At 57.5% G+C, this 25,914-nt stretch carries 21 protein-coding genes and 4 pseudogenes; 9 read left to right on the top strand and 16 right to left on the bottom strand.

Features of this window, described 5'->3' with window-relative positions; all coding sequences use genetic code 11:
- Nucleotides 1-146: 146 nt before the first annotated feature.
- Nucleotides 147-1,838, top strand: a pseudogene (locus ACT2FV_RS15885) (phage integrase family protein).
- A gap of 631 nt (nucleotides 1,839-2,469) precedes the next feature.
- Here the strand turns inward: ACT2FV_RS15885 and ACT2FV_RS15890 are convergent.
- The 3 genes from ACT2FV_RS15890 to ACT2FV_RS15900 all read right to left on the bottom strand — a co-directional run bounded on the left by ACT2FV_RS15890 (nucleotide 2,470) and on the right by ACT2FV_RS15900 (nucleotide 4,609).
- The gene (locus ACT2FV_RS15890) at nucleotides 2,470-3,270 is read right to left on the bottom strand and encodes an acetoacetate decarboxylase family protein (RefSeq protein WP_444504318.1); all 801 of its coding nucleotides are present in this window, start codon (nucleotides 3,268-3,270) and stop codon (nucleotides 2,470-2,472) included.
- Between the two features lie 104 nt (nucleotides 3,271-3,374).
- Nucleotides 3,375-4,073, bottom strand: a complete 699-nt coding sequence (locus ACT2FV_RS15895) for a type 1 glutamine amidotransferase domain-containing protein (protein ID WP_444504319.1) — start codon at nucleotides 4,071-4,073, stop codon at nucleotides 3,375-3,377.
- Between the two features lie 83 nt (nucleotides 4,074-4,156).
- Nucleotides 4,157-4,609, bottom strand: a complete 453-nt coding sequence (locus ACT2FV_RS15900; RefSeq protein ID WP_444504320.1) for a cupin domain-containing protein — start codon at nucleotides 4,607-4,609, stop codon at nucleotides 4,157-4,159.
- Between the two features lie 395 nt (nucleotides 4,610-5,004).
- Here ACT2FV_RS15900 and ACT2FV_RS15905 point away from each other — a divergent pair, with 395 nt between their 5' ends.
- The 6 genes from ACT2FV_RS15905 (at nucleotide 5,005) to putA (ending at nucleotide 14,854) form a co-directional block, all read left to right on the top strand.
- Nucleotides 5,005-5,961 (top strand): NAD(P)-binding domain-containing protein, encoded by a 957-nt coding sequence (locus ACT2FV_RS15905; protein ID WP_444504496.1) that lies wholly within the window; start codon nucleotides 5,005-5,007, stop codon nucleotides 5,959-5,961.
- A gap of 769 nt (nucleotides 5,962-6,730) precedes the next feature.
- Nucleotides 6,731-6,943: a hypothetical protein gene (locus tag ACT2FV_RS15910; RefSeq protein WP_444504321.1), complete on the top strand. Its 213-nt coding sequence runs from the start codon at nucleotides 6,731-6,733 to the stop codon at nucleotides 6,941-6,943.
- A 12-nt stretch (nucleotides 6,944-6,955) separates the two neighbouring features.
- Complete coding sequence (locus ACT2FV_RS15915; protein ID WP_444504322.1) at nucleotides 6,956-8,452, top strand: cytosine permease; 1,497 nt, start codon at nucleotides 6,956-6,958, stop codon at nucleotides 8,450-8,452.
- A gap of 176 nt (nucleotides 8,453-8,628) precedes the next feature.
- Nucleotides 8,629-9,762 (top strand): porin, encoded by a 1,134-nt coding sequence (locus tag ACT2FV_RS15920; RefSeq protein WP_444504323.1) that lies wholly within the window; start codon nucleotides 8,629-8,631, stop codon nucleotides 9,760-9,762.
- A 205-nt stretch (nucleotides 9,763-9,967) separates the two neighbouring features.
- Nucleotides 9,968-10,519, top strand: coding sequence for a methyl-accepting chemotaxis protein (locus tag ACT2FV_RS15925; RefSeq protein WP_444504324.1), 552 nt, complete (start codon nucleotides 9,968-9,970; stop codon nucleotides 10,517-10,519).
- 420 nt (nucleotides 10,520-10,939) lie between these two features.
- A complete protein-coding gene (putA, locus tag ACT2FV_RS15930; RefSeq protein ID WP_444504325.1) occupies nucleotides 10,940-14,854 on the top strand; it encodes a trifunctional transcriptional regulator/proline dehydrogenase/L-glutamate gamma-semialdehyde dehydrogenase in 3,915 nt (1,304 codons plus the stop codon).
- A 116-nt stretch (nucleotides 14,855-14,970) separates the two neighbouring features.
- On the opposite strand, the pseudogene ACT2FV_RS15935 reads toward putA, so the two are convergent.
- The 3 genes and pseudogenes from ACT2FV_RS15935 to ACT2FV_RS15945 form a co-directional block, all read right to left on the bottom strand.
- Nucleotides 14,971-16,017: pseudogene (locus tag ACT2FV_RS15935) on the bottom strand (IS481 family transposase).
- 191 nt (nucleotides 16,018-16,208) lie between these two features.
- Nucleotides 16,209-16,967 carry an SDR family NAD(P)-dependent oxidoreductase gene (locus ACT2FV_RS15940; RefSeq protein ID WP_444504326.1) on the bottom strand — a complete coding sequence of 253 codons (759 nt, stop codon included), beginning with the start codon at nucleotides 16,965-16,967 and terminating at the stop codon, nucleotides 16,209-16,211.
- A 21-nt stretch (nucleotides 16,968-16,988) separates the two neighbouring features.
- Nucleotides 16,989-17,735, bottom strand: a complete 747-nt coding sequence (locus ACT2FV_RS15945) for an SDR family NAD(P)-dependent oxidoreductase (protein ID WP_444504327.1) — start codon at nucleotides 17,733-17,735, stop codon at nucleotides 16,989-16,991.
- A 409-nt stretch (nucleotides 17,736-18,144) separates the two neighbouring features.
- Here ACT2FV_RS15945 and ACT2FV_RS15950 point away from each other — a divergent pair, with 409 nt between their 5' ends.
- The gene (locus ACT2FV_RS15950; protein ID WP_444504328.1) at nucleotides 18,145-19,146 is read left to right on the top strand and encodes a helix-turn-helix domain-containing protein; all 1,002 of its coding nucleotides are present in this window, start codon (nucleotides 18,145-18,147) and stop codon (nucleotides 19,144-19,146) included.
- Nucleotides 19,147-19,229: 83 nt separating this feature from the next.
- Here ACT2FV_RS15950 and ACT2FV_RS15955 read toward each other — a convergent pair whose 3' ends face one another.
- From ACT2FV_RS15955 to ACT2FV_RS15970, 4 genes and pseudogenes are all read right to left on the bottom strand, one after another.
- The gene (locus ACT2FV_RS15955) at nucleotides 19,230-20,135 is read right to left on the bottom strand and encodes an alpha/beta hydrolase (protein WP_444504329.1); all 906 of its coding nucleotides are present in this window, start codon (nucleotides 20,133-20,135) and stop codon (nucleotides 19,230-19,232) included.
- 12 nt (nucleotides 20,136-20,147) lie between these two features.
- The gene (locus tag ACT2FV_RS15960) at nucleotides 20,148-20,489 is read right to left on the bottom strand and encodes a hypothetical protein (protein ID WP_444504330.1); all 342 of its coding nucleotides are present in this window, start codon (nucleotides 20,487-20,489) and stop codon (nucleotides 20,148-20,150) included.
- Nucleotides 20,490-20,645: 156 nt separating this feature from the next.
- Nucleotides 20,646-20,795 (bottom strand): annotated as a pseudogene (locus ACT2FV_RS15965) (IS3 family transposase); the annotation flags it as partial.
- Between the two features lie 44 nt (nucleotides 20,796-20,839).
- Nucleotides 20,840-21,130, bottom strand: a pseudogene (locus ACT2FV_RS15970) (AAA family ATPase); the annotation flags it as partial.
- A 151-nt stretch (nucleotides 21,131-21,281) separates the two neighbouring features.
- Between ACT2FV_RS15970 and ACT2FV_RS15975 the strand changes: the two are divergent.
- Nucleotides 21,282-21,488 carry a hypothetical protein gene (locus ACT2FV_RS15975; RefSeq protein ID WP_444504331.1) on the top strand — a complete coding sequence of 69 codons (207 nt, stop codon included), beginning with the start codon at nucleotides 21,282-21,284 and terminating at the stop codon, nucleotides 21,486-21,488.
- A 48-nt stretch (nucleotides 21,489-21,536) separates the two neighbouring features.
- Here ACT2FV_RS15975 and ACT2FV_RS15980 read toward each other — a convergent pair whose 3' ends face one another.
- From ACT2FV_RS15980 to ACT2FV_RS16005, 6 genes are all read right to left on the bottom strand, one after another.
- Nucleotides 21,537-22,037, bottom strand: coding sequence for an RES family NAD+ phosphorylase (locus ACT2FV_RS15980; RefSeq protein ID WP_444504332.1), 501 nt, complete (start codon nucleotides 22,035-22,037; stop codon nucleotides 21,537-21,539).
- 3 nt (nucleotides 22,038-22,040) lie between these two features.
- Nucleotides 22,041-22,502, bottom strand: coding sequence for an MbcA/ParS/Xre antitoxin family protein (locus tag ACT2FV_RS15985; protein WP_444504333.1), 462 nt, complete (start codon nucleotides 22,500-22,502; stop codon nucleotides 22,041-22,043).
- A 271-nt stretch (nucleotides 22,503-22,773) separates the two neighbouring features.
- Nucleotides 22,774-23,364: a hypothetical protein gene (locus ACT2FV_RS15990; RefSeq protein WP_444504334.1), complete on the bottom strand. Its 591-nt coding sequence runs from the start codon at nucleotides 23,362-23,364 to the stop codon at nucleotides 22,774-22,776.
- 439 nt (nucleotides 23,365-23,803) lie between these two features.
- Nucleotides 23,804-24,223 (bottom strand): hypothetical protein, encoded by a 420-nt coding sequence (locus ACT2FV_RS15995; protein ID WP_151047967.1) that lies wholly within the window; start codon nucleotides 24,221-24,223, stop codon nucleotides 23,804-23,806.
- Nucleotides 24,224-24,333: 110 nt separating this feature from the next.
- Nucleotides 24,334-25,491 (bottom strand): PDDEXK nuclease domain-containing protein, encoded by a 1,158-nt coding sequence (locus ACT2FV_RS16000; RefSeq protein WP_226118054.1) that lies wholly within the window; start codon nucleotides 25,489-25,491, stop codon nucleotides 24,334-24,336.
- Nucleotides 25,488-25,766 carry an HU family DNA-binding protein gene (locus tag ACT2FV_RS16005; protein ID WP_226118052.1) on the bottom strand — a complete coding sequence of 93 codons (279 nt, stop codon included), beginning with the start codon at nucleotides 25,764-25,766 and terminating at the stop codon, nucleotides 25,488-25,490. Before ACT2FV_RS16005 ends, ACT2FV_RS16000 begins: the two co-directional genes overlap by 4 nt.
- Nucleotides 25,767-25,914 lie beyond the last annotated feature (148 nt).

Raw genomic sequence — 25,914 nt, forward strand, 5'->3', positions numbered from 1 at the left:
CGTTTTTCTGCGAAGTGCGCTCGATTCCAAATGGTGTTGAAGTCCCCGGCTGGTGAGGAGGGGAGGTACACCGTTGGGCACATACCTATCTGGACCGGTAACTGACATTATCGGTCCGTCGTCATTTTTTCCCTAAACTGGCGTTCATGAAAATGCGCGACACCCTCCCCACCGACATGACCGAACTTGGCTTTCCCGACGAAGCCGAACTCGCCGCGCTGCGCGGCTGGTACGCTGGCCTGGACGCGAGGGCCGCCGTGGGCCGTTATCTCGGCGATCGCCGGGAAGCAGGAGCATCGTCGCGCGGCATCCTCGGCGAGATTCGCCAGCGGCTCGTCGCATACGCGCAGACTCGGCACCGCGCCGACCTGGCGGCCGCGTTCGTCGTTCGCCCAACAGGGACATCGGGCGACAGCGTGGCCCGCGCGATCGAAACGCTTCGCAACCTGCCCGTGCCGGCGCCGCTGATCACCGACGAGATCGACCAGTGGCTGTCGCCCCGTATTGTTGGGGCGCTACTCGCGCACGGGATCCGGACGCTCGCCGATCTGACCGTGCGGATCCCGCGGCGACGCCGGTGGTGGTCCTAAATCTCGGGACTCGGCGCCGCCGGCGCGCGCCGCATCGAGGCGTTCTTTGCTACGCACCCAGCACTGACCGAACGGGCGCGAGCATTGATCATTGCTGCGCCCAAAGGCGACATCGTCCCGTGGGAACAACTGCGCGTGCCACACGAGATCGACGGTTCGCGCGGCCAGTTTCGCGCACCGCTAAATGCTTGCCTGCTGAACGCATCAAACGACTACGAGGCGATCCAGTCCTGGCTTTCGCTGCATGAGACGGCGGCCACGCAGCGGGCCTATCGGAGGGAGGCAGAGCGTCTGCTCTTGTGGTCAATCGTCGAACGCGGCCGCGCACTGTCGTCGCTCACGACCGATGACGCGATCGCGTACCGTGGCTTCCTGCGGCGACCGACGCCGCGCGAGCGCTGGGTCGGGCCATCGCGGCCACGGCATAGCATCGAGTGGCGGCCGTTCACGGGCCCGCTGTCCGCTCGCTCTACGGCGTACGCGCTGAACATCTTGTCGGCATTGTTTCGCTGGCTGGTCGAACAACGCTACGTGCTTGCGAATCCTTTCGCCGGCGTCAAGATCAAGAGCCACGCGCAGCGTGCGGGACTAGACGTTTCGCGGGGCTTTTCCGAAGGCGAGTGGGTGCTGATCCGCACGCTCGCCGACGGCCTCGAGTGGTCGTACGACTGGAGCGCGCCGGCCGCGCAGCGCCTGCGATTCCTGCTGGACTTCGGCTACGCGACTGGCCTGCGCGCGAGCGAGCTGGTCGGCGCGACGCTTGGCGACATCCGCCGCGACGAGCACGGCGATCACTGGCTGCACGTGCTCGGCAAGGGTGGCAAGCTCGGCAAGGTGACGCTGCCGACGCTCGCCCGAACCGCGCTGGATCAATATCTCGTGCAGCGAGGACAGCCGGTCACGCCGACGCGCTGGAACCCCGTGACGCCGCTTGTCGCAAGCCTCGAGGAGGATGGCACAGGCATCGAACCCCGGCGCCTATGGCGCGTGCTTCGCCGGTTTTTCGCGCTGGTGGCCGACGCGATACAGGACGAACGGCCAGCGACCGCTGAGAAGTTGCGCCGCGCAAGCCCGCACTGGATGCGTCACACGCACGCGTCGCACGCGCTGGCGCGGGGCGCCGAGTTGATCATGGTGCGCGACCACCTGCGCCATGCGTCAATCTCGACGACGTCGACCTATCTGCACAGCGACGAAGTGCAGCGGGCTCGCCAGTTTGATCATGCGTTCGGAGCCCACAAGGGGTAGTCCACCAACAGGCCGACGACGCCAAACTCATAACGATTCCAATTTCTCAGTCAAATCATCGGGTTAAGGTGTTTTTGGCGAAAATCTCACGAATCCCGGCCGCCCCTCCTGAAGCCATGGCTGAGGACAGCCTCCGTGCCTGCGCCTCACGTGTTGCGACGTCGGCAACGCGCGCCTCTCCCGCTTTTCCAGGAGCCTTGCTTGAAGGCCGTCCACCAGTTGACGAGTTTTTTTGAAATTCGTCGTGTCGGCGCCCGTTCGATAAAGACGAAACGCGGAGGTCACACGATCGCGCCCCTCCAAAGAAAAGCGCTCGTCGCTCACCAGCGCACCAACGTTTTGCGCAAAAACGTTCAGGGTCCGGAGCCGTCAGCGAGGTCTGGGCAAGCCGACAAAGTCGAAAGCAACACCCAGCAGCCGCGGGCGGTTTCAATCGCGACGCCACTTTGCGCAATGCTTCGCGAAGCCAATACATGTAGAAATTCGATGGCTTTACTGAGCATCCGCATTGACTGCAGGGCATCGTACCGCGTATAGGTTACCGATCCGAGTGAATGCCTTGCGCCCGGGGACTGTTTATCGCCCTGGGCGACGAAATAGGGACGGCCCGAGACGCTCCCAGGCCATCAAACTACTTCAGGCCACTGCCGCGACGAAACCGACGAGCAGTCGGGAAGAATCGGAAGTCGTCGTATTTCTGACCGTAGATATAGGGAACGTACGCCGCGCGGTCCGAGAGAACGTCAAACCATGGAACCGTCCACGAAGACTCGCCTTGCGAGTAGTAGGCTTTGCCGACCTTGACCACGGGAATCGTGTGTAGCGGGTCCAATTCATTTCCGTTGAACTTCAGGCTCGCCTTGCCTTCACGACGCACGCGATATGCTTCACGGTTCTTCATGCAGGTGAGCACCACGTCGTCCTGCAAACCACAGCCGGTCACGTGTGGCGTGGCCTTAAGCTCAAAGTCCAGCCCCTCCATCTCGACAGGCCCAAGGTCGGGTCCAAACTCTCCATCGACCTCAATGAGACGCACACCGTTGCGCTCGCCGTAGCCATACATCTGATGGCCATCGACGTACAGTTGCGCGAGACCAGTCTTCTTCGGCTCCCCCCACATCTCACGGCCAATGGAGACAGGCATGTCACCGCTGACGAGGATGTAAAGCATCGTGGTGCCCTCATATTCCTTGTAGCGACAGCGAAGAAAGACGATTGCACAGTCGAACTCGCCGCACATAGCGCTTTGCCAGCGCGACACGTTTGCATAGGCTATAGGTTCGTCGGGCAACTCGAAGCACGGCGCCAGCACCGAACGCATGAACTCGCGTGTGGTTTCGAATTCGACGGTAATGCCTTCAGTCGTGAAGCGACCATCGGACAGCAGTTGCTCGATTTCCTTAACTTCATCGGGTGTTTTGACGAAACCCATGGTGTCTCCTTTCCAGTATGGATTTTTTGTCACAGGTCGCGAGCCGGCGAGCCATCTAATTCCTTCGCCCGCCGCTAAGCAACCGTGACTCGTAGTCTCGGCTTTTAGGCGGTGACTTTCGCAGTTGTGTTCAGACGGTCGATGACGACCTTGGCGACTGCTGCCGACGATGCAGGGTTTTGTCCCGTTATCAGCAAGTCGTCGATGACGCAATGCTCTTGCCAGGCGCCAGCTTTTGAATAGTCGGCACCCAGAGACTTCAGCTCCGTTTCGACGAGATACGGAACTTCCTTTTCGAGTTGGACCGCCGCCTCTTCGCTATCGCTGAACGCAGTGACCCTGCGGCCGCGGACCAAGGGTGAGCCTGACGCTGTTTTAACATTGAGCAGGACACAGCCGGAATGACAAATGGTCGCGACGGGCTTTCCGGCGCTATACATTGCCTCGATGAGCCGAATGGAATGAGCGTTGGTTCGAAGGTCGAACAAGGGACCATGGCCACCGGGATAAAGGACTCCGTCGACCGTATCCGGTGCAATCTCACCCAGGCGCTCGGTGTTTTTCAACGCGGCGTGCAGTTTCTCGTCACGCTCGAAGCGTTGATACAGGTCGGTTTGCTTTATTGTATCGATGGACAGTGGGTCAATCGGAATTTCTCCGCCGAGGGGCGACGCGATTCGCACGTGCACCTTTGCGCCGACAAACTCATAGTAAGGCACGAGAAACTCTTCGAGCCAAACGCCGGTCTTGCGGCCAGTATTGCCGAGCGTATCGTGCGAAGTCAGAACAATCAGAACAGTCATCAGTTTCTCCCGCAACGTGAAGGGATTGAACGGCAAAGAATCGTCAGCGCCAAGCTGCGTGACAAGCCGTAATGGCCTGCGACTTACGCTGCCTGCTTCTGCGTCTGCTGTTCCCAGAGTTCCTGAGCCGTTTCCCAAGACTGGATGACATGCGAACCGTCCTTCTTGACCCAGCTGAGCGGTCCAATCATCTGGAGAATGAATGTGGTGTCTTCGCGCATCACGGTCTCATCGTGCTGCGCGCCGGCAGCTTCGTAGATGAAGCCATCTTTGATGCCGAGTACACCACCGACTTCGGGACCACCACGCACCTGGATTGCGCCATCGAAAATCCAGCCTTCGGCAGGACCGTGATGGATGTGGGGTTGCAGGACTGAACCTTTCGGGCAGTAAAAGAGAACCGTCCAGAAAGCCATCTCTGGCGAAACGTGCAGAAGCTTCCATTTGACGCCACCGCTGTGAAAGTCTTCCGGGAAGTCTTGCCAATCAACCTGATCAACCTGAACGTAGTCGTCTTGCGCCTTTGCCTTGAACATTTCGAAACCTCGTCGTGTGTGGGGGACGAATTCAAGTTATCACCGTAAATTCCGCGTCCGTATCCACTTTCGGCAAGAGGGCGCTGGACGCTTTTCTCGTCTCGCTGCCCGTAACACGCAATGGCGTCCCGGACCGCTGCGCGGCCGCTCTCCCAGCAGCAGTAGCAATGGCTCATCAATGACATGGGCAAACCCTGATCCAGAGGCGGGCTGCTGAAATGCAAAGCATCGCGTGCACGGATGAGTCGATCGCTCAATCCGAGCCGGCATACGGATTCCAACCAAATCGCTGTTCGCTCCGCAACGTTTCCTCGGCTTCAAACTGCGCTTGTTGACACGGTGCGAGGCGCAACCCGGTTGCCAAATCTGGATACGCGCCCGGTTGGACCGGCGTCATAGTTCGGGCACTCACTGCTGTTCAGTGCGGCGGTGACGAACATCTCCAGGAACCACTTCATCAGAGGTCAAACATGGCTCAAACCGTAGGCGTTATCGGCACCGGACTCATGGGGTCGGCCCTCGTTAACACATTGCTCAAGGCCGGCACGAAAGTAACTGTGTGGGACGGTCGCGAAGAGGCGACCGCGGGCGTCGTCGCGAACGGCGCGAAGCTCGCTAGCTCCTTTGTAGAACTGGTGAACGACAACGATGTCGTGATTTCGATTGTCAGCAGCGCCTCCATCGGCGCCAATCTTTTCCGTGAGCACGCGTCGCAGCTTAATCTGGATGGCCGCTACATTGCCAACCTGAGCACGGCCATGCCCGAGGACGGTGAGGCTTTCCGTCAGATCATCGAAAGCAAAGGTGGTCGCTTTATCAGCGCGGCCATCTCGTCGTACCCGGATTTGATTGGTGGCCCATATACGGCCATTCAGTATTCCGGCAAGGAAGAGGTATGGCGTGCGGTCGAAGCGACGTTCAAGCCTCTTGCGCCGGAAGGCACCATTTACACGGGCGCAAACCTCGCCGTGCCTCCTATTGTCGACGCCGCGATGACCGGTAGCTTCTACGCAGTCAGCCTCGCGGGCTTCCTCGAGGCTGCGGCATATGCGAAGGCGCGAGGCGTGTCGCCGTCACAGCTCGCCGACTTCGCCGACAAGATGCTGGACCTTGTCCGCTACAAGGTGCACAAAAGCATCCACGAAATCGAAGCCAACAACTTCGAAACTATTCAGGCAACCGTCGACGTATATCTTGACGCCGTGATTCAGTGGCGCGACGCGCTGAAGGAGGTAGGTCTGCGTGCAAGTCACATCTCAGCCCTTGCTGACGACCTCACCGTCACGCGTGACGCGGGTCACGGTTCCCTCGGCTTTACGGCGCAATTTCTTACAGCTTCGAAGGTCGCTTGATGCTGGCGCCGCGTCGAGTCAGGCAGAACGACCAAACCACTTGCCGTACGGGGACGCGCTACCGTGGCTCGACGCAGCAAACACCGCAGTAAATGCCTGCCATTTCAGTATGCAAATCAGGAGGCGACGCTCATGACAGTCACTATTGCTCGACCGACGCTCCCGGTCGGCGACACAGGGTTCACACTGAACAAGCATCTCGAACATCAGCTTGGCGAGACTGCGCGAACTCGGTCCGGAGTCGAGCCTTCGTCCCCGCGTGGACCTGCTTTCGTTGAAGGCTTGGTATGGAGCATCTGCGGCGGCGTCCTGTGGATGTTCGCGGTACACCTAGCCTCGTCGATTCTCTGACGAGTTGATTCGACAGCCGACGGCGGCGATCAAGCCGCCGTTTTCATTTCGACGCTTTCAATCCGACCGTGCAGAGGCCGGGTGCTGCGTCACCCTATCAGCGTTACGGATTACGACTGAAGTATGTGTGCGGGATGTCGGTGTGTACGCTTACGACATGGTGACGAAGGTGTCGCACGAAGTTGCCGATTTTGGATACGTGCCATTTTTTGCAGGGTGCAAAGTGCACTAACAGGTTGGGCCGACGCGATAAAGCAGCAGAAAACCAACTAAGGTGAGCGGCAGCAGAATGATGTGCTTGGTCATGCTGCAGGGGTTTTAAATAAACATAGAAAACACTCCATAGCCTTCATCGTCGGATTTTAAGCGTTTCGTTGTGTTTATTTCTTAAATGTAAGCATGTGAGGAGGGGTCTGATATGACTGCAGCCAACGCGGAGGTCCGACTCAATTTGTCGGAAGAAGGACGCCGTATCAACCGGGATTTGGTTGAGCAAATCAACGCCATGGTGCAAGGGGAACACGCTCAGTCAGAGTGCTTCGGGTCGGGTCGCCCCATGGTCGTCGAGTGCATCGGCTGGTGCATATTTGGTGCCATCCTGTGGATGGCAACGCTCTACGCTGCGTCGTAGGAGGGGGATGAAATGTCTGAACATAAAGTAAGCGTGGAACAGGAAGCGCTTTCGGGGCGCCTTCCAGTTCTTTCCAGTGCGCGAATCTATAACAGCTACGGCTCGTTCCTTTGGACGTGCTGTGCCTTCAGCGCCGCCACCTGGGCGTTTCTTATCGGAGGCTTCCTCCCGTATGTCGGTGACTGGCGTCTCGGTGTGATGGGCTACGTTATAGGGCTGGTCATCGGTATGGCGCTAGTTTCGCTCGCGTCAGGTGTCCCGAGCTACAAGTACGGCACCGACGTCATCGACACGGCAAAGGCCTCTTACGGCTATCGCGGTATGGTCATCCCTCTGCTCGGCCTCCTGGCCACACTCATTGGCTGGTCATATGTCGTCGAAGCATTGACTGCGCGGGGCGCAGCCAACATTGCGGCGACCATCTCAGGCACAAACGCAACCGGCGGTGCCCATGAGAAGCTCGTGGTTGGCGTAGCTTTGGCGTCCCTTGTGCTTGTCTGGTTGATTGCGAGCAAAGGACCGAAACTATTCGAGCGGCTCAACGGTTACATTGGACCGCTGCACATGCTCATCACGCTGATGATGTTCGGCATTCTCATCCATAAATTCGGCTTCCACACGCTTTGGGTTAGCCAATTGCCCGCCGACCAGATGATGACGCACGACAAGATGCGCGGGCTGGCCCTTGCTGTCGAATTCGGCGTATCGAACTCGATGACATGGTGGCCAGTGATGGGCGGCCTGACACGTCTCGTGAAGCATCGCTCGCATGTGATGGGACCGTCTGTTGTAGGCGTGGGATTGCTCGGCGCGGCGTTTGTGTCGACGGTGGCGGCTCTCGCTGCTATCAGCGCTGGTACGCATGACCCGACCATCTGGATGATTTCGCTTGCGGGTCCGGTGCTTGGCAGTTGCACTATGGCCGTCGTCCTGACCGCCAATATCGCGACGATGGTTGTGATGATTTACCTGGCAGGCGTTTCGATTCAGCAAGTGAAAGTCTTTGCTCGAATCCGCTGGGAACTCCTACTTGCACTCATGCTGGCGCCAGGAATCTATTTCGCTTTCAAAACCGAGTGGTTGTTGGCCGCGGTAATGAGCTGGCTGTCATACAACGGTGTGATGTTCGTCGGAGTGACTGGTGTGACTCTTGTCGATTACTTTTTCCTTCGCAAAGAGCACCTGGATCCGGCCCATCTCTTTGCGACGAATGGTAGCAAGTATAGTTTCTGGATCGGCATCAACTGGGTCGCGGTCGCCATCACTGTGTTGTCTACGGGCGGCTACCTGTGGCTCTACAACCCGGTTACGTCGGCAATGGCTGAACCCTTCAAGTATCTGGGCGCATCGATTCCGACGATTGTCCTGTCTGGACTCGCATATTACGTTGCCACAAAAGTCGTCCTAATCCCCCTGAGGAAGGGCAGCTACCAAGACACCAAGAGCAGCTTGAGCAAAGCAACGCTCAATCCTCAACCGGAATCGGGCGCTGTCGCCGTCTCGCTTTGACATAGAAACGCGGGAATTTATTTAACCGTTATAGACCGAACCTATTTTTCGGTCGATAGCAAATTATTTTCCGAAAGAGCGTTTCGCTCATCATCATATATTACGCATACCTAATTGATATATCTTAATAAGATCGTTACGGATACTTTTTTGAAATTCTTTTTTCAAGGTGCATCATGAGAAATCGAGTTGCGGTAGCAACCGGTGCTATTCTGCTGTCGTCTTCCGCGTTCGCTCAAAGCAGCGTGACCCTCTACGGTGTTATCGACGAAGGTCTCAACTTCACGAACAACGTCGGCGGGGAAAAAGCGTATCAAATGGCGACTGCCGATCTTGGCGTTAGCCGGTTCGGTTTAAAGGGTAACGAGGACCTCGGTGGCGGCCTGCATGCCATTTTTCAACTGGACAACGGTTTCGACATCAACTCCGGTCGCCTTTCCTACGGCGGTCGGTTGTTTGGATATGGCGCTTATGTCGGACTTCAGTCAGATACATTCGGGACATTGACCGCGGGACGTCAGTTCGATTCCATTACGGACGTGTTGGGTCCGTTGACGGCGAACGGGAACTGGGCTGGAACATTGTTCTCCCATCCACTTGACAACGACAACACTGACGCAACGTTCCATGTCAGCAATTCAGTCAAGTTCACGTCGAATACCTACGGCGGATTTTCGGGCACGGCACTTTACGGCTTCAGCAACCAGGCCGGTGGATTTGCGCAGAATCGTGCCTTCACTGCGGGGCTGAAATATACCTATGACACGCTGACGATTGGCGCGGTCTACGCAAACCTTTCGTCCCCCGGCACGACGCAGGTCGGCTCCGTTGCTACCGACGATGCAGGCTTCATAGCCGGCAACCAGAAGATATATGGTATCGGCGCGAATTACGGGATCGGTGCCGCGACGCTGGGGCTCGTGTACACGCACACGAACATCGCACAGCCGACAGGCTCTATCTGGCTTGGCGACCTCGGCTTGACGAATGCCAGCCTCAAATACGACAACATCGAGGCCAACGTAAAGTACGACTTCACGCCCGCATTTTCTGTCGGGGGGATGTACACCTATACACGCGCGAAGTTTTCCAACGGCGGCATCGATTCGTCGCTGCACTACAACGAAGGCGGCTTGATGGCAATGTACTACCTTTCCAAGCGCACAACGTTGTATGCGCAGGCCATCTATCAGAAGGCCTCCGGGTCGTCAGGTACTATCCTGGACAACGCCTTCATTCCGGGCTCGGCTGGGCTGTCCTCGAACTCACATCAGGTTGTTGGGAGAGTTGCTGTCCTGCATACCTTCTAGTCGTTCACACAGTCCCTTGGGTACGAGCCGAGGGACTTCATACTTTCTCGGCATTCGAACAGTTCCTTACCAATTCCAATTTTACGAAATGGTCCCAAGCGCTCAGACGACGGCAGACGAGCTAGAGGTTCTCTTAAGCATCACTGGCCGCATCAACGGATGCCTTTATCGTTGCTTGAACGACGCATCGTATTCAATTATTTACGTGAGCCAGTCGATTGAAGCGCTGACTGGCTACCCCGCAAACGAGTTCTTGGCGAATCGAGCTAGATCCCTCGCCTCGCTGTTTCACGCGGAAGACGTAGCGCACGCCACCGATGTCGTGAATTCAGCGTTGAGAAGCCGCGATTCGTGGACGATGGACTATCGAATCACAACAGCTTCGGGCGACATCAAATGGGTCCGTGAAGTAGGCGGAGGCGTCTTCTCCGAATCGGGCCATCTTGAGTACCTCGAGGGCCTGATTATTGGGGTTGAAGGTGAGCGTGCAGCCGAGATAAAGAATCAGGTGCGTTTGCGGGCAGTAGCTGCCGCGACGACGGACATTTTGACCGATGCCGACGAGATTCTTCGAGCGATCCGAGTCTTGTCGCTGCTTTCATTCAATGCGCGCGTTGAGGCCGCAAGAGCCGGCCAAGCCGGCCGCGGATTCGCCGTAGTTGCCAGCGAAATGAAACATCTGGCAGACGGAACGGATGCGCTCGCTAAGCGTATTTCCATCAACGTGAATGTCGTTCGATCGGCAATGCAGAAGTAGTGAGAGGCACTGTGACCAGTCGACAACGCTCCGTTCTCCAATCCTCATTTCGACTGGCTGCACTCGCCCTGAGTGCCTACCTTAGCTCAGGCAGCAATTCCGAAACATCTGCGTCTCTATTGGAGCTTCGAGCATGGCATGTTGCGCGACATGCGATGGTGGCTGCAGTTAGCCCTGGCGGCCAAATTTGAAACGATGTTGACGACGTGAGTCTTGGCCGGGAGCTATCCATGCGAGCATTAAAGATGGTGCGTCGAACTTCCATCTAAAAAGCTGTCACCATTGTTCTTGCCGAATATGGATACGCTGTCGCGAGGGTCATGGTTATTGTCAGTCTGGTTGCAACTTTCGCAACCGCGGTGAGGTACGTGCTCTGCGCATGGGCTCACATGACTAACCTTCTCTGACTGACTGAACACCATGGCAAGTACCACTCTTGGCGTCAAAGTTGACGACCTTCTGCGCGCACGTCTTAAAGATGGCGCGGCACGGCTTGACCGCACTCCGCACTGGCTAATCAAACAGGCAATCTACACTTACCTGCAGAAGATTGAAGAAGGTGAAAAGCCGGCTGAGCTTGGCAGTCCGAGTGCAGCGATCGAAGTCGCCGAAAACATAAGTCAGGCCGTCGCTCCCGTTCCGTTTCTGGAGTTCGCGCAAAGTGTCCAGCCGCAATCCGCGATTCGAGCTGCAATAACTGCAGCGTATCGGCGACCGGAAACAGAATGCGTGCCTGTCTTGCTTGAGGAGGCTCGCCTGCCCAGCAAATTGGCGGCATCGACTAAGAATATGGCCGCTGAGCTCGTTGAAGCGCTTCGAGGTAAGGGGGTGCGTGGCGGAGTCGAGGGTCTGGTCCAGGAGTATTCACTCTCGAGCCAAGAGGGTGTTGCGCTGATGTGTCTTGCAGAGGCTCTACTTCGCATTCCAGACCGCGCGACACGCGATGCGTTGATTCGCGACAAGATTAGCAAGGGCGACTGGAAGTCCCACCTCGGATTGGCAGCATCGCCTTTCGTCAACGCCGCAACATGGGGACTCGTCCTGACCGGCAAGCTCGTTACCGTGAACAGCGAGTCAGGTTTGTCTTCGGCAGTTGTCCGTCTTATCGGGAAAGGCGGCGAGCCGCTGATTCGTAAAGGCGTTGATATGGCTATGCGTCTCATGGGCGAGCAGTTCGTGACGGGAGAGAGCATTTCCGAGGCGCTTGCGAACAGTCGCAAGTATGAAGCACTCGGCTTCCGCTATTCCTACGACATGCTCGGCGAGGCTGCGACCACGGAGGCGGATGCGCAGCGCTACTTCGAGTCGTACCGTCAAGCTATCCATGCAATTGGTCAGGCATCGCGGGGCCGCGGAATCTACGAAGGTCCAGGCATTTCCATCAAGTTGTCGGCTCTCCATCCGAGATACAGTCGCGGGCAGCAGGAGCGCGCGATGACAGAGTTGCTGCCGCGAGTGAAGGAGCTTGCACTGCTGGCGCGAAAGTACGACATCGGCCTGAACATCGACGCAGAGGAAGCGGACCGTCTCGAACTCTCACTCGACCTGCTGGAGTCGCTTTGCTTTGACCCCAACCTCGCGGGCTGGAACGGTGTCGGCTTTGTCGTTCAGGCCTATCAAAAGCGTTGCCCGTTCGTCATTGATTTCATCCTCGACCTTGCGCGGCGAAGCAGGCATCGCATTATGGTGCGCCTCGTAAAAGGGGCATACTGGGATTCCGAAATCAAACGCGCACAAGTAGAAGGGCTCGAAGGATACCCCGTGTACACGCGCAAGGTCTACACGGACCTGTCGTACATCGCTTGCGCGCGAAAGCTACTCACTGCCCCCGACGCGGTCTATCCGCAGTTCGCCACCCACAATGCGCACACGCTAGCAACGATTTATCACCTCGCAGGTGAAAACTATTATCCCGGGCAATATGAATTCCAGTGTCTGCACGGGATGGGCGAGCCTTTGTACGAAGAAGTGACCGGACGTAACAAGCTGAATCGTCCGTGCCGGATTTACGCGCCGGTCGGGACACACGAGACGCTGCTCGCCTATCTGGTTCGGCGACTTCTCGAAAATGGTGCGAACACGTCGTTTGTTAATCGTATCGGTGATTCGAGCATTTCGGTCTCGGACCTCGTTGCCGACCCGGTCGATGAGGTCAGCAAAATTCGGCCCCTTGGCGCCCCGCACTCGAAGATTCCGTTGCCGCGAGCCCTTTATGGCGAGACGCGAGCCAATTCGCTTGGACTTGACCTGTCAAACGAACACCGACTTGCTTCTTTATCGTCTGCCCTGTTGGCCAATTCGGTGCAAACTTGGCACGCCGGCCCGATGCTCGCGTCAGGTGAGATTGTTCTTGGCGAAGCACGTGAAGTTCGCAATCCCGCCGACCTCCGCGACACTGTTGGGCGGGTCGACGAAGCCGACGCTCGCCATGTCGAACTCGCATTCACCGAGTCCGTCGCAGCTGGTGCTATCTGGCAATCGACACCAGTTGATGTACGGGCTGATTGTCTGTGCAGAGCGGCAGACATTCTCGAGTCGAATATGTATCCGTTGATGGGGCTTATCGTTAGGGAGGCGGGAAAGTCACTGCCAAACGCGGTCTCAGAGATTCGAGAAGCCGTCGATTTTCTCCGCTACTACGCAGTCCAGATTCGAGAGGAGTTTGACAACGACACCCATCGTCCCTTGGGCCCGGTCGTGTGCATCAGCCCATGGAACTTTCCGCTCGCAATCTTCGTTGGGCAGGTTGCGGCCGCACTGGCAGCCGGCAATACTGTCCTTGCAAAGCCCGCGGAGCAAACTCCGCTTATCGCAGCACAAGCGGTTCGCGTTCTACACGAAGCGGGTGTCCCCGCCGGCGCTGTCCAACTGCTGCCGGGCAGCGGTGAGAAAGTTGGTGCCGCGCTTGTCGCACACCCCCGCACGCGGGCAGTGATGTTCACAGGCTCGACGGAAGTTGCGCGCCTTATCAACCTGACCCTCTCCAAACGCCTCAGCGACACGGGGCAGCCGATTCCGCTCATCGCCGAAACGGGCGGACAGAACGCGATGATTGTTGACTCATCGGCGTTGGCGGAACAGGTTGTGGCCGATGTATTGCAATCTGCGTTTGATTCCGCCGGTCAACGCTGCTCGGCGTTACGTTTGCTCTGCGTGCAAGATGACGTTGCCGACAGGATTCTTGAGATGCTGACAGGTGCGATGCGCGAACTCTCGGTGGGCAACCCCGACCGGCTCTCTACGGATGTCGGTCCCGTCATCGACGCAGAGGCTGAACAAACCATCCGCACTCACATCGAGTCGATGCGGGGGAAGGGGCGACGCGTTTTACAGCTTAGCCTACCGGAAGGATGCCAACGAGGAACGTTCGTCGAGCCGACCATCATTGAACTGGAGAGCATCGATGAATTGAAGCGGGAGGTCTTTGGTCCCGTTCTCCACGTTGTCCGCTTTCAGCGAAATGGCCTGGCCACGTTACTAGACCACATCCGCTCGACTGGCTACGGTCTGACTCTGGGGGTTCATTCGCGGATTGACGAGACTATCGAGCAGGTGCTCGCGGGCGCACATGTGGGCAACATATACGTCAATCGCAATATCGTCGGCGCCGTTGTTGGTGTGCAGCCTTTCGGCGGTGAGGGCTTGTCGGGAACCGGCCCGAAAGCAGGCGGCCCACTGTATCTAGGCAGATTGGTTGGCCGCCGACCTTCAACGTTGCCGAAGAAACTAAGCGCCGCGTTGAACATTGCCGCAGCAAATCGCGTCGACAAGCCACCTCGTCAGGGAGAGCTGAAAGCCCTTATCGAATGGCTCTACTCAGAAAAAGAGACCGAACTGGCATCGCGTTGCACGGATTATCTTTCGTTCGACTTCACTCGAGCTGAAGTTGAGTTGCCAGGACCGACTGGAGAGCGCAACGCGTACTCACTCATTCCGCGTGGAACGGTTCTCTGTTCGGCATACACGCAGTTTGGAGCTTGTATCCAATACGCTGGAGCTTTAGCGACCGGCAACAGGGCAATCCTCGCCGGACGCGGTGGGGAGAGTCTCTATGCGGCCCTGCCCGAAAGCTTAAAGCGGTCGACTTCGACGTATAAGGACGGCGATGCCGAGTTCGACGCGGTTCTATTCGAAGGGGATAGCGATGAACTTCAGAGAGTGGTTTGTGAGATAGCTGAGCGTCCTGGCCCAATCGTATCGGTCCAAGGCTTGTCGCCGACGGCGGTTCGTAGCAACCGAGAGCAGTATGTTCTTGAGCGTCTGGTCGCGGAGCGTTCGGTTAGCGACAACACGGCCTCGGCGGGCGGCAACGCGAGCCTGATGACTATCGCATAAGCAATTATCAACTCACGCAACGAAAAGGGTCTCTCAATCGGGCGACCCTTTTTGTTGTTAAGTTGTAGAAGTCGCGACCCGATCTGACAGTTACCCGTTTTGAAGGTGCCTGACTGTCAGATCAAATTCAGGTGGCCGACTTTTTCGTTCCACGCCTCCTTTCCTGCGATGAGGGTTTGCAGAGGCGTCCGACCGCAGCACATCTTACCTTGGTGGGTTCGCTCGCTGTTGTAATAGAGCAGCCATGCATCGAGATCCGTCTGAAGCTCTTCGAGCGTCAGATAAAGTTTGCGGCGAAACGCGACCTGATAAAACTCCTGCAGGATGGTTTTGTGGAAGCGCTCGCATATGCCGTTCGTCTGCGGATGTCGCGCCTTGGTTTTGGTGTGCTCGATGTCATTCAAGGCCAGGTAAAGCTGATAGTCGTGCGCTTCCGGTTTTCCGCAATATTCGGTGCCTCGGTCGGTCAGCATGCGGATGACGCCCATGCCGTGCTCATCGAAGAACGGCAACACGCGGTCATTCAATAGATCGGCGGCGGTGATCGGTGTCTTGGTGGTGTACAGCTTAGCCATGGCAACCTTGCTGTAGGTGTCGACAAAGGTCTGCTGGTAGATCCGGCCGACGCCCTTGATGGTGCCGACGTAGAACGTATCCTGCGATCCCAGATAGCCGGGGTGCGCCGTTTCGATTTCGCCGTGGGCCAGATCGTCGTCCTACTTTTTCTCCAGCGCGATCACCTGGGCCTCGGTCAATACGATGCCTTGTTCGGCGACCAGCTTCTCCAGCGCCAACAGCCGCTGCTTGAAGGACGACAGGTCATTGCGCATCCAGATCGAACGAACACCCGATGGCGATACAAAAATGCCGCGCTGACGCAGTTCGTTGCTGGTGCGCACTTGCCCATGCGCGGGCTGCTCAGTGGCATAGGCCAGAACCGCCGTTTCCGTCGCTTCCTCGACGCGATTTTTTGGGTTCGGTTTGCGTCGGTTGCGCTCGAACAGGGCATCGACGCCGCCCTCGGCCACCGCGTTCTGATAACGGTAGAAGGTGTCGCGGGACAGGCCCATCACCTTGCAAGCCTTCGATACGTTGCCCAGCTCGGTGGCCAGATTCAGCAGCCCGATCTTGTGGCGAATGACGTTTTGGTTGAGACTACTCACGGGGTTACTCCTTGGCGCTTGCGCGCTGTTTTGATGAAGATTCGCACCTCTATCAAAACGGGTAACCCCGCCTCTTGGCAAGGCCTTACTGTCAGATCAAGTCTGAACTTCTACAGTTAAGTCAAGCAGCTTCTGTGGTTTTGACAGTCGCTAGCCGTTAGCAGTCTCGCTGCCAGCAGCTCGACCATCCTTTACTCGAAGTGGCCGGCGGTCACGCCACCGTCAATGGAGTAACAGATCCCGTTTGTATAAGAGGCCTCATCCGATGCGAGGTGGAGGATGACATTCGCGACTTCTTGTGGACGCGCGAACCGCCCGTTTGGCACCTCGCGCAGATAAGACGCTTTTTCTGCCTCCGGGTCGCTCGCCTCAGCGAACAACTGGTCCATCATCTTCGTCTGGACGAAGCCAGGACAAACGGCATTTGAGCGGATTCCATCCCGACCGTAATCGAGCGCCAGGCAGCGAACCAAGCCAATGACGCCGTGTTTTGAAGCGCAGTATGCGGCGTATCCAGACGCACCGCGCACGCCGGCGTCAGAGCTTACCGCGACAAAAGCACCGCCCCCGGCAGCCTGTAGATGAGGAATGGCGTGCTTGGCGAGCAGAAACGTGCCCGTGAGATTGACCGAGACGGTGAGGTTCCAGGAGTCGAGCGTCATATCGTGGACCAGCCCGGTACGCGCGATTCCCGCACAATTGACTGCGGCGTGTACGCCTCCTTGTTCCCTTGCTGCCTTGGCAGCGAATGCAGCCATCTGCGATTCGTCCCGGACGTCCAGGGCGCATTGCACAAACTTACCCGACGCGCCCCTCGAGAGACTTAACGTCTCATCGAGTCCGCGGGTATCCAAATCGCCGCCATATACGACATAACCAGCCTGTGCGAAGCGAACGGCTGTTGCTTGACCGATGCCTGATGCGGCGCCCGTAACCAATGCAGTTTTCATTTTGTACCTATCTGAATCGTGTTATTGAGCCAGGAAACCGCCGTCGACGATGTACTCTGCTCCTGTGCAAAACCGGGACTCGTCAGAAGCGAGGAAGAGTGCCATGTTCGCAACATCGACAGGTTCACCCAGAAATCCGATTGGATGTTTCTTGGTGAGCTCTGCAAGGACTTCGGGATTGTCTCCGACCATCGGGGTCTTGATGTATCCCGGGTGGATGCTGTTCACACGGATGCGATAGCCTCGCTTGCCAGCATGCAATGCTGCTGCCTTGGTCAGATTGCGGACGCCAGCTTTACCTGCAGAATAGGCGGCGTATTCCGCAATACCAACAATGCCCTCAATCGAGGACATGTTGATGATGGAGCCGCCGCGCGCTTTCATGTTTTTAAGGCCATGCTTGGTACCGAGAAAGACGCCGTGCAGATTTACGTTGAGCTCTGCATTCCACTCGTCGAACGGCATCTCCTCCGGATTGCCTTCGATTGCGATGCCTGCGTTGTTCATCAGTACATCGACCTGCCCGAACGTGGAAATCGCGTTCTTGAAAGCTTCGATCCACTGTTCTTCCTTGCTGACATCAAGCACGGTGTTGTGCACGGTAGCTCCGATGTCACGTAGCGAACTCATCAAGGCCTGAGCATTGTCGAAATTAAGGTCTGCAAGGACCAAAGATGCTCCTTCCTGGGCAAATCGGAATGCGGTAGCCGCACCGATTCCAGACCCTGCTCCCGTAATCATAGCTATCTTGCCTTTAAGCCTATCCATGTCGTCTCCGTTGGAGTCTACACACCAGAATCCATGATTCGTTGAAGATGCTATGGCCGCTCCCGTCTGTGTGGGCGGCTGTCTGCTTGTTGCCCCCAAACTATCAGCGGAAGTAGCACTCACATATCCAGATTCGGCAGGCGTCGAATCGGAGGCCGCGAGACAGAGCTGAGACCACCTTCTTGATGTCGGTCCGCCCCCATAAGTCGCACGATGTCCCAGTGCATATGCGCACCTTAGTGGTGCCAATGGTTGCGGCTACGCGTTATTCCCGATTTCGCATGATGGGAAAAGCTGGTCTCATTGAGTACAACATGGGGTGTTTCCCCCTTCATGGAGAGACGCCCCGATTGGCACGGGCTTTGCGTACGTGCAGAGTTGCCGTCACCTGTCTGAAGAGTCGTTGTTTATGTCTACACTCACTGCCGATTCGACTTCCCGCTATGACGTGTCCCGTTCGTCGGACGTGGTTCAGCACGCGCGGACGTTCAAGGAGTGGGAAGACAACAAGTATCACGCTCTGGGTGGCAAGAGACCCTTTGACGGTGTGATGCGAGACCATTCCCTTGGGGACGCCGTTCGCGTTTGTGCTGAAACCGTACGGACACCGTTTCTTGAGCAGATTGGTCACGTCCCAGTTGACCGGATTCTGATTCTTCAGTTGCTTTCAGAAAGCGATGTGTTGCTCAACGGGCGCTTCGTGAACTCCGAAACGGTGTTCGTCTCGTCCGGCAAGACCATTCATGCGATAGCCAAGAGTCCGATTCACGCAAACATCCTCACCATCGACAAGGGATTGTTCTTCGAATCGTTCGACGTAAAGTCGAAATCTATCCGGGAATCTCTTCCGTTCGAACACTTCATTAAGCCGATAGGTGGTACTACGTCGGACTTCCATTCCCAATTCCAGGCTCATTTCAGGGAACTTGACCGTTTGGCGTCGGAGGGTGTTTGCACGGCGCACAGTATCGACCGGATACTCGCTGCGACCGGAGAGATAGTTTGCGCCGATGTCGATGCTGAATTAAGTCCGATAAGTTCGACCACGAGGGCTTATATCGTGGATAAAAGCTGCGAATTATTCGCGCAAAACTTCCACGACGAAGCATTCGGTGTATTGGACCTGTGCAGCCGTCTACGTGTAAGTCGGCGCACGCTACAATACAGCTTTGAAACGGTGATTGGTATGTCACCGTCGAACTATATGCGTTCGGTGCGGCTCAATATCGCGCGTCGCTCCCTGATGACTAATCCGAATGAAAAGATTCAGGGATTGGCGCTGGACGCGGGATTTGGTCACCTTGGCCGGTTCTCGAAATACTATCAAGAGTTCTTCGGCGAATTGCCGTCGGTGACGATCTCTCGTTGCAAGCCGACGTCCGCCCGCGTGCTGGACCAAGTTGCCCACTGACAGAAGCAGCCATAAAAACGTCATTGGTCGTGCCTGGAGACCGACACAAGCAACGACGCGAACTGGAAGAAGAATCGGCCGCACTACCTCGGTTGCAGATGCCGGCTGAACCAATCAACTGCCGCGGTTGACGATTCGCCGAAGTGTCTGATATACGGGTCGAAGTGCCCTCCCTCGAGCAACACAAGTTTTTTTGGATGCGACGCGCGCTCGTATGCGTCTAGCGCTAGGTCGGTGACTGTCAGCGTATCGCGTTTTGCCACAATCATGAGGAGTGGCGTTGGGCTTATCCGGTGTATGGTCGCGCCGGGCTCATACTCGTTGAGCATCTCGATACTTTTTAACGTGACCTCATTGCGCCAGTTCGGCGCGAATTCGCGCTGGCTGTCGACAAAAAAGTCGTAAGAGTCTTGCCCAGGCAAAGCGCAGTCGCTCTTCGGATCCTGATTGACGACTTCAAGATACACCGGGACTTCGCCGTCATAGCGTCTGCGCCTGTCATCTTCGAAAGCATCGAATAGTGACGTCAGCAGGTCCGGCCGTACAGCCAGACGCAAATCAAACGATCCACTTATGTCAGGAACCTGCGTGACTACGCATTTGACACGTCGGTCAAACGCTCCTACCTGTAACACGTGGCCGCCACTGTAACTTGAGCCCCAAACGCCAATTCGATTTGCGTCGACGCCGTCCAGCGACCGCACGAACGTGATGGCGTCCCGATAGTCTCGAACCTGTAACAATGGGTCGACCTCACCACGAGGCGCCCCTTCGCTATCACCAAAATTTCGGTTGTCGTACACGAGAACCCCGAACCCAGCCGCAGCGAACACTTCTGCGTATCGGTCCAGGTATTGCTCCTTCACAGCTGTGAAGCCGTGTGCCATAACGATGGCCGGAAAGGGTCGCGCAAAATGGTCGGGGGGACTGTAAAACCAGCCAGCAAGCTGAAGTCCGTCGCTTGTCAGAAAATTGATGTCTTTTCTCATGATGTGCCTACGTCAAGGTATGGCTTCACATTGTTTGTCGTTGAGCCAGTATCTGAAAGGCTTCACGAGCCACCGCTCTGCAGCTTCATAAAGCTTCGGCTGAGTGATAAGCGTTTCCATACGCAGAGAGCGGTTGAACAGGCCCGAGACGCGCCGCGTATGTCGACCGACAAATTCGCCATCGCCCTCGGGCGACCCATCAAGTTCGCGTCCGATGTCTGCCCAGAGACCCTCGAGGGTCTCTGGGCTAAGCATGTTCTGAACAATACATCCGCCGTCCAGTTCGAAACATTCTAGGATGTCGTCGACGGTGGTATTGCTGGGAAGAGTGGTGAGGCGCTTGTTGGAACTCATTCAAACACCCAAGGTAATCGTTGTGTTTCTCCTTTATATCTGTCACCTGAGTTTCGACCCTATCCGCTTTCGGCAACCTCATGTAAGGTGAAGCGAAAACTTCGAATCTATGTTATCCAGTCGCAAGGGTTGGACCGGCCAGAGTTTCATAGACACTCACGAGCCGTTTAGCGCGTAGCGCCGCTCAAACTCTACAGGTGACAGGTCGCCGGCGGAACCATGCCGGCGAATCGGGTTGTAGAACATCTCAATGTAATCGAATACGTCCGTGGCAGCAGTAGTCCTGTTCGGGTATCCCTTCCTTCGCGAACCAACGTTATCTTGGCTTGGAACGCTCTTTGGGGAGTTCGCCCGGAAGGGGAAAATTCGTCGGCTCCATCGTCGTGCACGAGAGAGAGTTCAATTGTTCCCTGTGAGACGGAATCATCTTTCACCCATCCGTTGAAGCTCGGTTGCAGAGCGCGGGCGGTGTCACGCCCCGTCAGGGCAACCGCTATAGCCTTCAGAAGGGTACTCTTACCCGAACCGTTGTCGCCTGTAAATACCGTCCAACCGGCGTGCTCTCCGTCCTTACGAGCCAACGAAAACTCGAGCGTCGAGAATCCCCGTATGTTCGTGAGCGTAATTTTGTCAATGTACATTGCGTATGGATCTCTCGGACGTGCCGTTGTCGCGTGACCGGCGTGGCGAACTGGACGGAAATATTATCATTGCCAAGTAGCAGGCCGACGCGATGTAAGGGTTGCGCGCTCGCCCGTCCGCGCGCGTCGAGAAAGTTGTCCGGAGACGGTCATGGAACAGCAGCTTTTGACCGAATTGGTTCCCGTCAACTGTCAAGTTCCAGCATGTCGATGGAAGTCGGTCATCGGTTTCGGCAAAGCGCACTTTCAAGGTGGCAGCGTTTTGGTGGGGTCCCCGTGGGTGCCCGAATCTCGTCGCGCAGATAGCCGTCTGCCTTTGCAATTGACGGAGATCGGATCGTCGTCGGAATCGCATTGAGAAGTGTTGGTCATTGTAGTTTTCTCTTCTCCTGAGCCATCCGCCACCCTACCTCGACTGGCCGATCGTCAGCAGCCGCGGATCATAGACAAACGGCCCCTCGCTGCGGAACGACACTACCGAATCGCGAAACGTGGGGTGGTCGGGATTCAGGACGATGTTCCACTCCGCGGGTATCAGCGCAGAAGGAACCTTGAAACCGAGCTTGCCGGTTGGGCCTAGCAGTTCGCCGCCGAATTGCTGGCAGCGCGACAGTGCATCCCGTTCACGCCAGTTGCGTGGCAACCGACGGCGCTGTTCATCGCTGAAGTCTTCGTAACGCCCAAGGTCATCGCGCAGTTCAAGTCGAACCATACGAAGTTCAGGAACGTCTTCGACATCGCCAACGTGCACGAGATACTCGAGGGCGCACAATGCTCGCGACGACCCGAAATAAGCCGCGCGTTGGCCAGCGGGATTCCAGCGTTGTCCATACCGGGCAGCGCCTTCGCCGTTCAGCGCGAGCTGACGATTCGCCCACGCTGCGGCGCACAAACGGTACACCACCATGAATTAGACCGGAGCGCCGTAAGCAATCGCGTCCAACGCGCTGTATACGTCGGCTGGATCGTCGTGAGTTTGCAGCCAAGAAACCGGACTTTCGCCGCCGAGGCGAACCGACGGTCGCTCAAGCCAACGATTCGCTTTTTGCGCGCTACCGAAGACTTCGCGAGCATAGGCACGCACTGCGCGCAGCGTTTCATCATCGTGCCGAACGGCCGGTGATGCGGCACCCATTACCCGCAACTGGCGACCGACCTCGCGCCGCACCGCATTTGCGATCTCCGATTTGACTTCACTTGACCCTACAAACGTCACCGCCCGTTTGGCGATCGTGGCGACGTGTGCGTGCTTCACCACGGGTTTCGCGGCCATTTGCCCGCTCACCTTACCCTGCTTGCGGGTCGACGCGGCTGGTCGCGGAGCGCCTGCCGTCCTGGAAAAGCGTTGGGATGTGGATTTGGTCGTCGTCATCGTGTTTCCTAGATCACGCACTATAGGATACGGGGGAAGCGAAGCTTCCGCAAACGAGCACCTACCACACCTCTGGCGGAATCGGAACTATCGTCTAGATCCTACCCTTCCTCAGCGCAACGCGCGTTGTCGGCGCGCGTGAGCAGCAGAGGCGCGCGAGCCGGGCAAGATTTCGACCGACACAACTTTGTTTGTGTTAGCGACCGCCACGGGCCGAATTCCGCGGCGCTGCCGAATCTGGAGCACGAGCGATGCCCCAGAGGGGTCGAAATCAAGTGCCGAGGTTGCGGCGCACTTGTGCCAATTCGTCGAGATGACGTCGACGGGCCGCAACGTGATGCGTCAGCGGCCCCGCAGCCTGCGCCACGCAGGCTGCGATCTCCTTCTTCTGCCGCGCAAGGTTCACATCGATCTGCGAACGATAGTCGAGAAGCTGCTGTGTGAGCAGATCCTTGTGCTCGATCGGCCCCTCGATGCGAAGCTCGACGATAGCGCCGTTGAGCACTCGACCGCGCGGTGGGTTCAGGTCCGAGGTAGACGGCCGGCAATCCCACAAGGCACGGTCTCCACTGAACGGCAGGCGCTGCGTGATACGCAGCCCGGGCCCGGTGACCCGGTCGTCAAAGACCGTCCGCTTTTCCACCTGCGCATCCTCAACAACCGGCGACGGCACGGCCGCCTGATCAATCTCGAGGATCGCGATCGGGTACGCGGCGATGAGCGCGACCGCCAGCTCGGCGTCGCTGGTATGGGCCAGTTGCGCGTCGGTGAGTGACTGAGCTGCCCCCTGCAGACGCGCTTGCCACTGGACCAGGTAGTCGGACAGGTACTGTTGCCAGAAAAACAGGTGGGTGTTGTCCACGGCGTGCCCCCAGATCGAGGGTCGAAAATTCGACCCCACTGCTCGATGGTTTCACATCGGTCGCTCCCGAACAAGGGGCCGGCGATCCGCATATGGTGTAACCGCCGCGCGCGGAGCGACGGCCGAGTTGATCGACACCGGTCGCTTTTCAGGTTGTCCTGAAATGAAGGGTAACATAGTCCTTACTATCGACCCCTTCACTTCTGCCGCCAACGACTCGGCCACCTTCGCATGGCAAACCGAGCGCGGTCCGAGACACAAGCGAGCACTGCCCGGCGAACCTCCTTGCGTAGATAGCAAAAGTTTCTACGTAGAAACTTTCAGCTGGGGGAAGCACTCCGATGCGCCTGATCTAGAAAGTCGCTTTGCCCAGTGGATTCCTCCGGCTGTCTGTGAGGACCTTATAGAGCATTTGCGGGATGACTGGTCGCGCATCCTGCTAAATTGCCAAATCAACGTCCGGTACGTTAGTGCGCTGCAATTGCTCCAGCGCATCGAGGTAGCGATGGACTGGAACAACAGAAAGCTGCTCATCATGGAGAAGGACCAACGCCTTGAGCACCGTACGCTCTGAGTCGTTCAAAGTCCACGGGTCACCATGCTCGGCGCGTGCAATGCATTCAGCAAGCGCGTTGCCCGCTCGACGACACGGCTCCGCATCTTCGTCAGCAGATAAACAGACGGCGAGAGCCAGCACGTTGGACAACGTAACGATGGCATCGACATCGCCGCGGCCTTCACAGAGTGCGGCAAGAGCGAGATGGTGTTTGAGCGCAAGGCGCCGTATCTGTTCCGCCGGAAGGGGTAGAAGCTGGGCCTTCGTGAGCGGCCGACGACGCAAGGTTGAGTGTTTTCGCATAAATGGATCTCGGCGTTCAACTCGAGATCGAAATGACATTGGATTCGGGATCCGCGGGAGATTCTTGCCGCGGAACTAAGCTCCCTTCATACCGGATTCGTATCGCAAACTCATGTGCCGCGCCCGCGCCGCTCCAGCTCAATTCGGGTGCGCTCGAGCTCTCGTGCGAACGTGGCTTCGTCTGGCAATACCGTCTGATATTCAGCCGCGAGAACCTTGTTCGGTAAGTTGTCGAGCGCGTAATGAGCCTCTGCGGCGCCTTTTTCGGCACATAGGATGAGACCCACCGGTGGATTTTCCCCGGGCTTCATCCAGTGCTCGCGCGCGTAATTGAGGTAGAGGTGCATCTGTCCGGCGTCGGCATAGCTGAAGCGCCCGACCTTCAGGTCAATAATGAGCAGACATCGCAGTCGTCGGTGAAAAAACACCAAGTCGACACGGAACCAGGTGTCATCGATCCGGAGGCGCCGCTGCCGACCGATGAAAGCAAAATCATCGCCGAGCTCCAGCAGGAAGTCGGCGAGATGCTGGATCAAGCCGGCCTCGAGATCCGACTCCGAGTACTCGTCCTTCATATCGAGGAACTCAAGGACGAACGGATCGCGAATCGCCTCCTCAGGTGTGAGTAACTCTCCCGGTTCCGGTTCAGCGGCTTTTCCGAGCAGAGTCGCCTTGTTGCGGGACAACGCCAGTCGCTCGTAGAGCTGACTGCTCACCTGACGGTCGAGTTGACGCACGGACCAGCCTTCACGGAGCGCCTCGGCTTCATAGAAATCACGCGCAGCGGCCGCCTTCACCGAAAGCAGGCGCACATAGGCTGACCAGGGCAACGGAAACGCCTGCGCGACCGTGCTGAGTTCAAGCGGCGTGGCCTCGGCCCCTGCAACGGATAATCGCTTGGCCGATTTTGCAGACGGTGTCGGGACAATTTTGGAGGCGGTGGATTGTGCAGACAGCGTCTGCACAATCCGATCGGCCGGCCAGGCCAGATAGAAAGCACGCATCTGGGCAATGTTGCGCCACCCGAAGCCACGGCCGAACCGCTGCGACAAGTCTGCACCCAAGCGCCGGATCACAGCCTCGCCGTAGGCCGCCCTTTCGTTACCACCCTGCTCGAACAGCACGATCCGCCGCCCGATCTCCCAGTACGTCGCCGTCATCAGCGCGTTCACGCTGCGGGCCGCGGCCGCGCGGGTGGACGCGACCACCTCAGCAATCTCACGGTGCAGGCCCGCGTAAGTGGCTTGTTCAACCTCCCGCTGCGTCACGACGCGTTCACCATATCTTTAAAGGCCTTGCCGGCAGCGAACTTCACCGTGTTCGCTGCGGCGATCGCGATCTCAGCCCCCGTCGTCGGATTGCGACCGGTCCGCGCCGCGCGCTGCCCCCGCGAGAACGCGCCGAAGCCGATGAGCTGCACCGCCTCGCCACGGCTCACGGCCTCCGTGATGACGTCCAACATCGCCTGGACCGTCTTACTTGCCTCGCTCTTGCTGACGCCGGCACCTGCAGCAACGGCGTCGATGAGTTCCTGCTTGTTCATGAACCCTCCTGCTCACCAAGTCAAAGCCGAACCCTACCGCACACCACGGCCGACACGCAAACCTCGGAGAGTCAATACGGTGGCGGCGCCGGCGACCGCCTGCCCCCGCACAGAAACCAGGCTTGCGCCTCACGCTTCGCGACCAGGC

The organism is Burkholderia sp. PR2 (genome assembly GCF_052372875.1).
Taxonomy (GTDB): domain Bacteria; phylum Pseudomonadota; class Gammaproteobacteria; order Burkholderiales; family Burkholderiaceae; genus Burkholderia; species Burkholderia diffusa.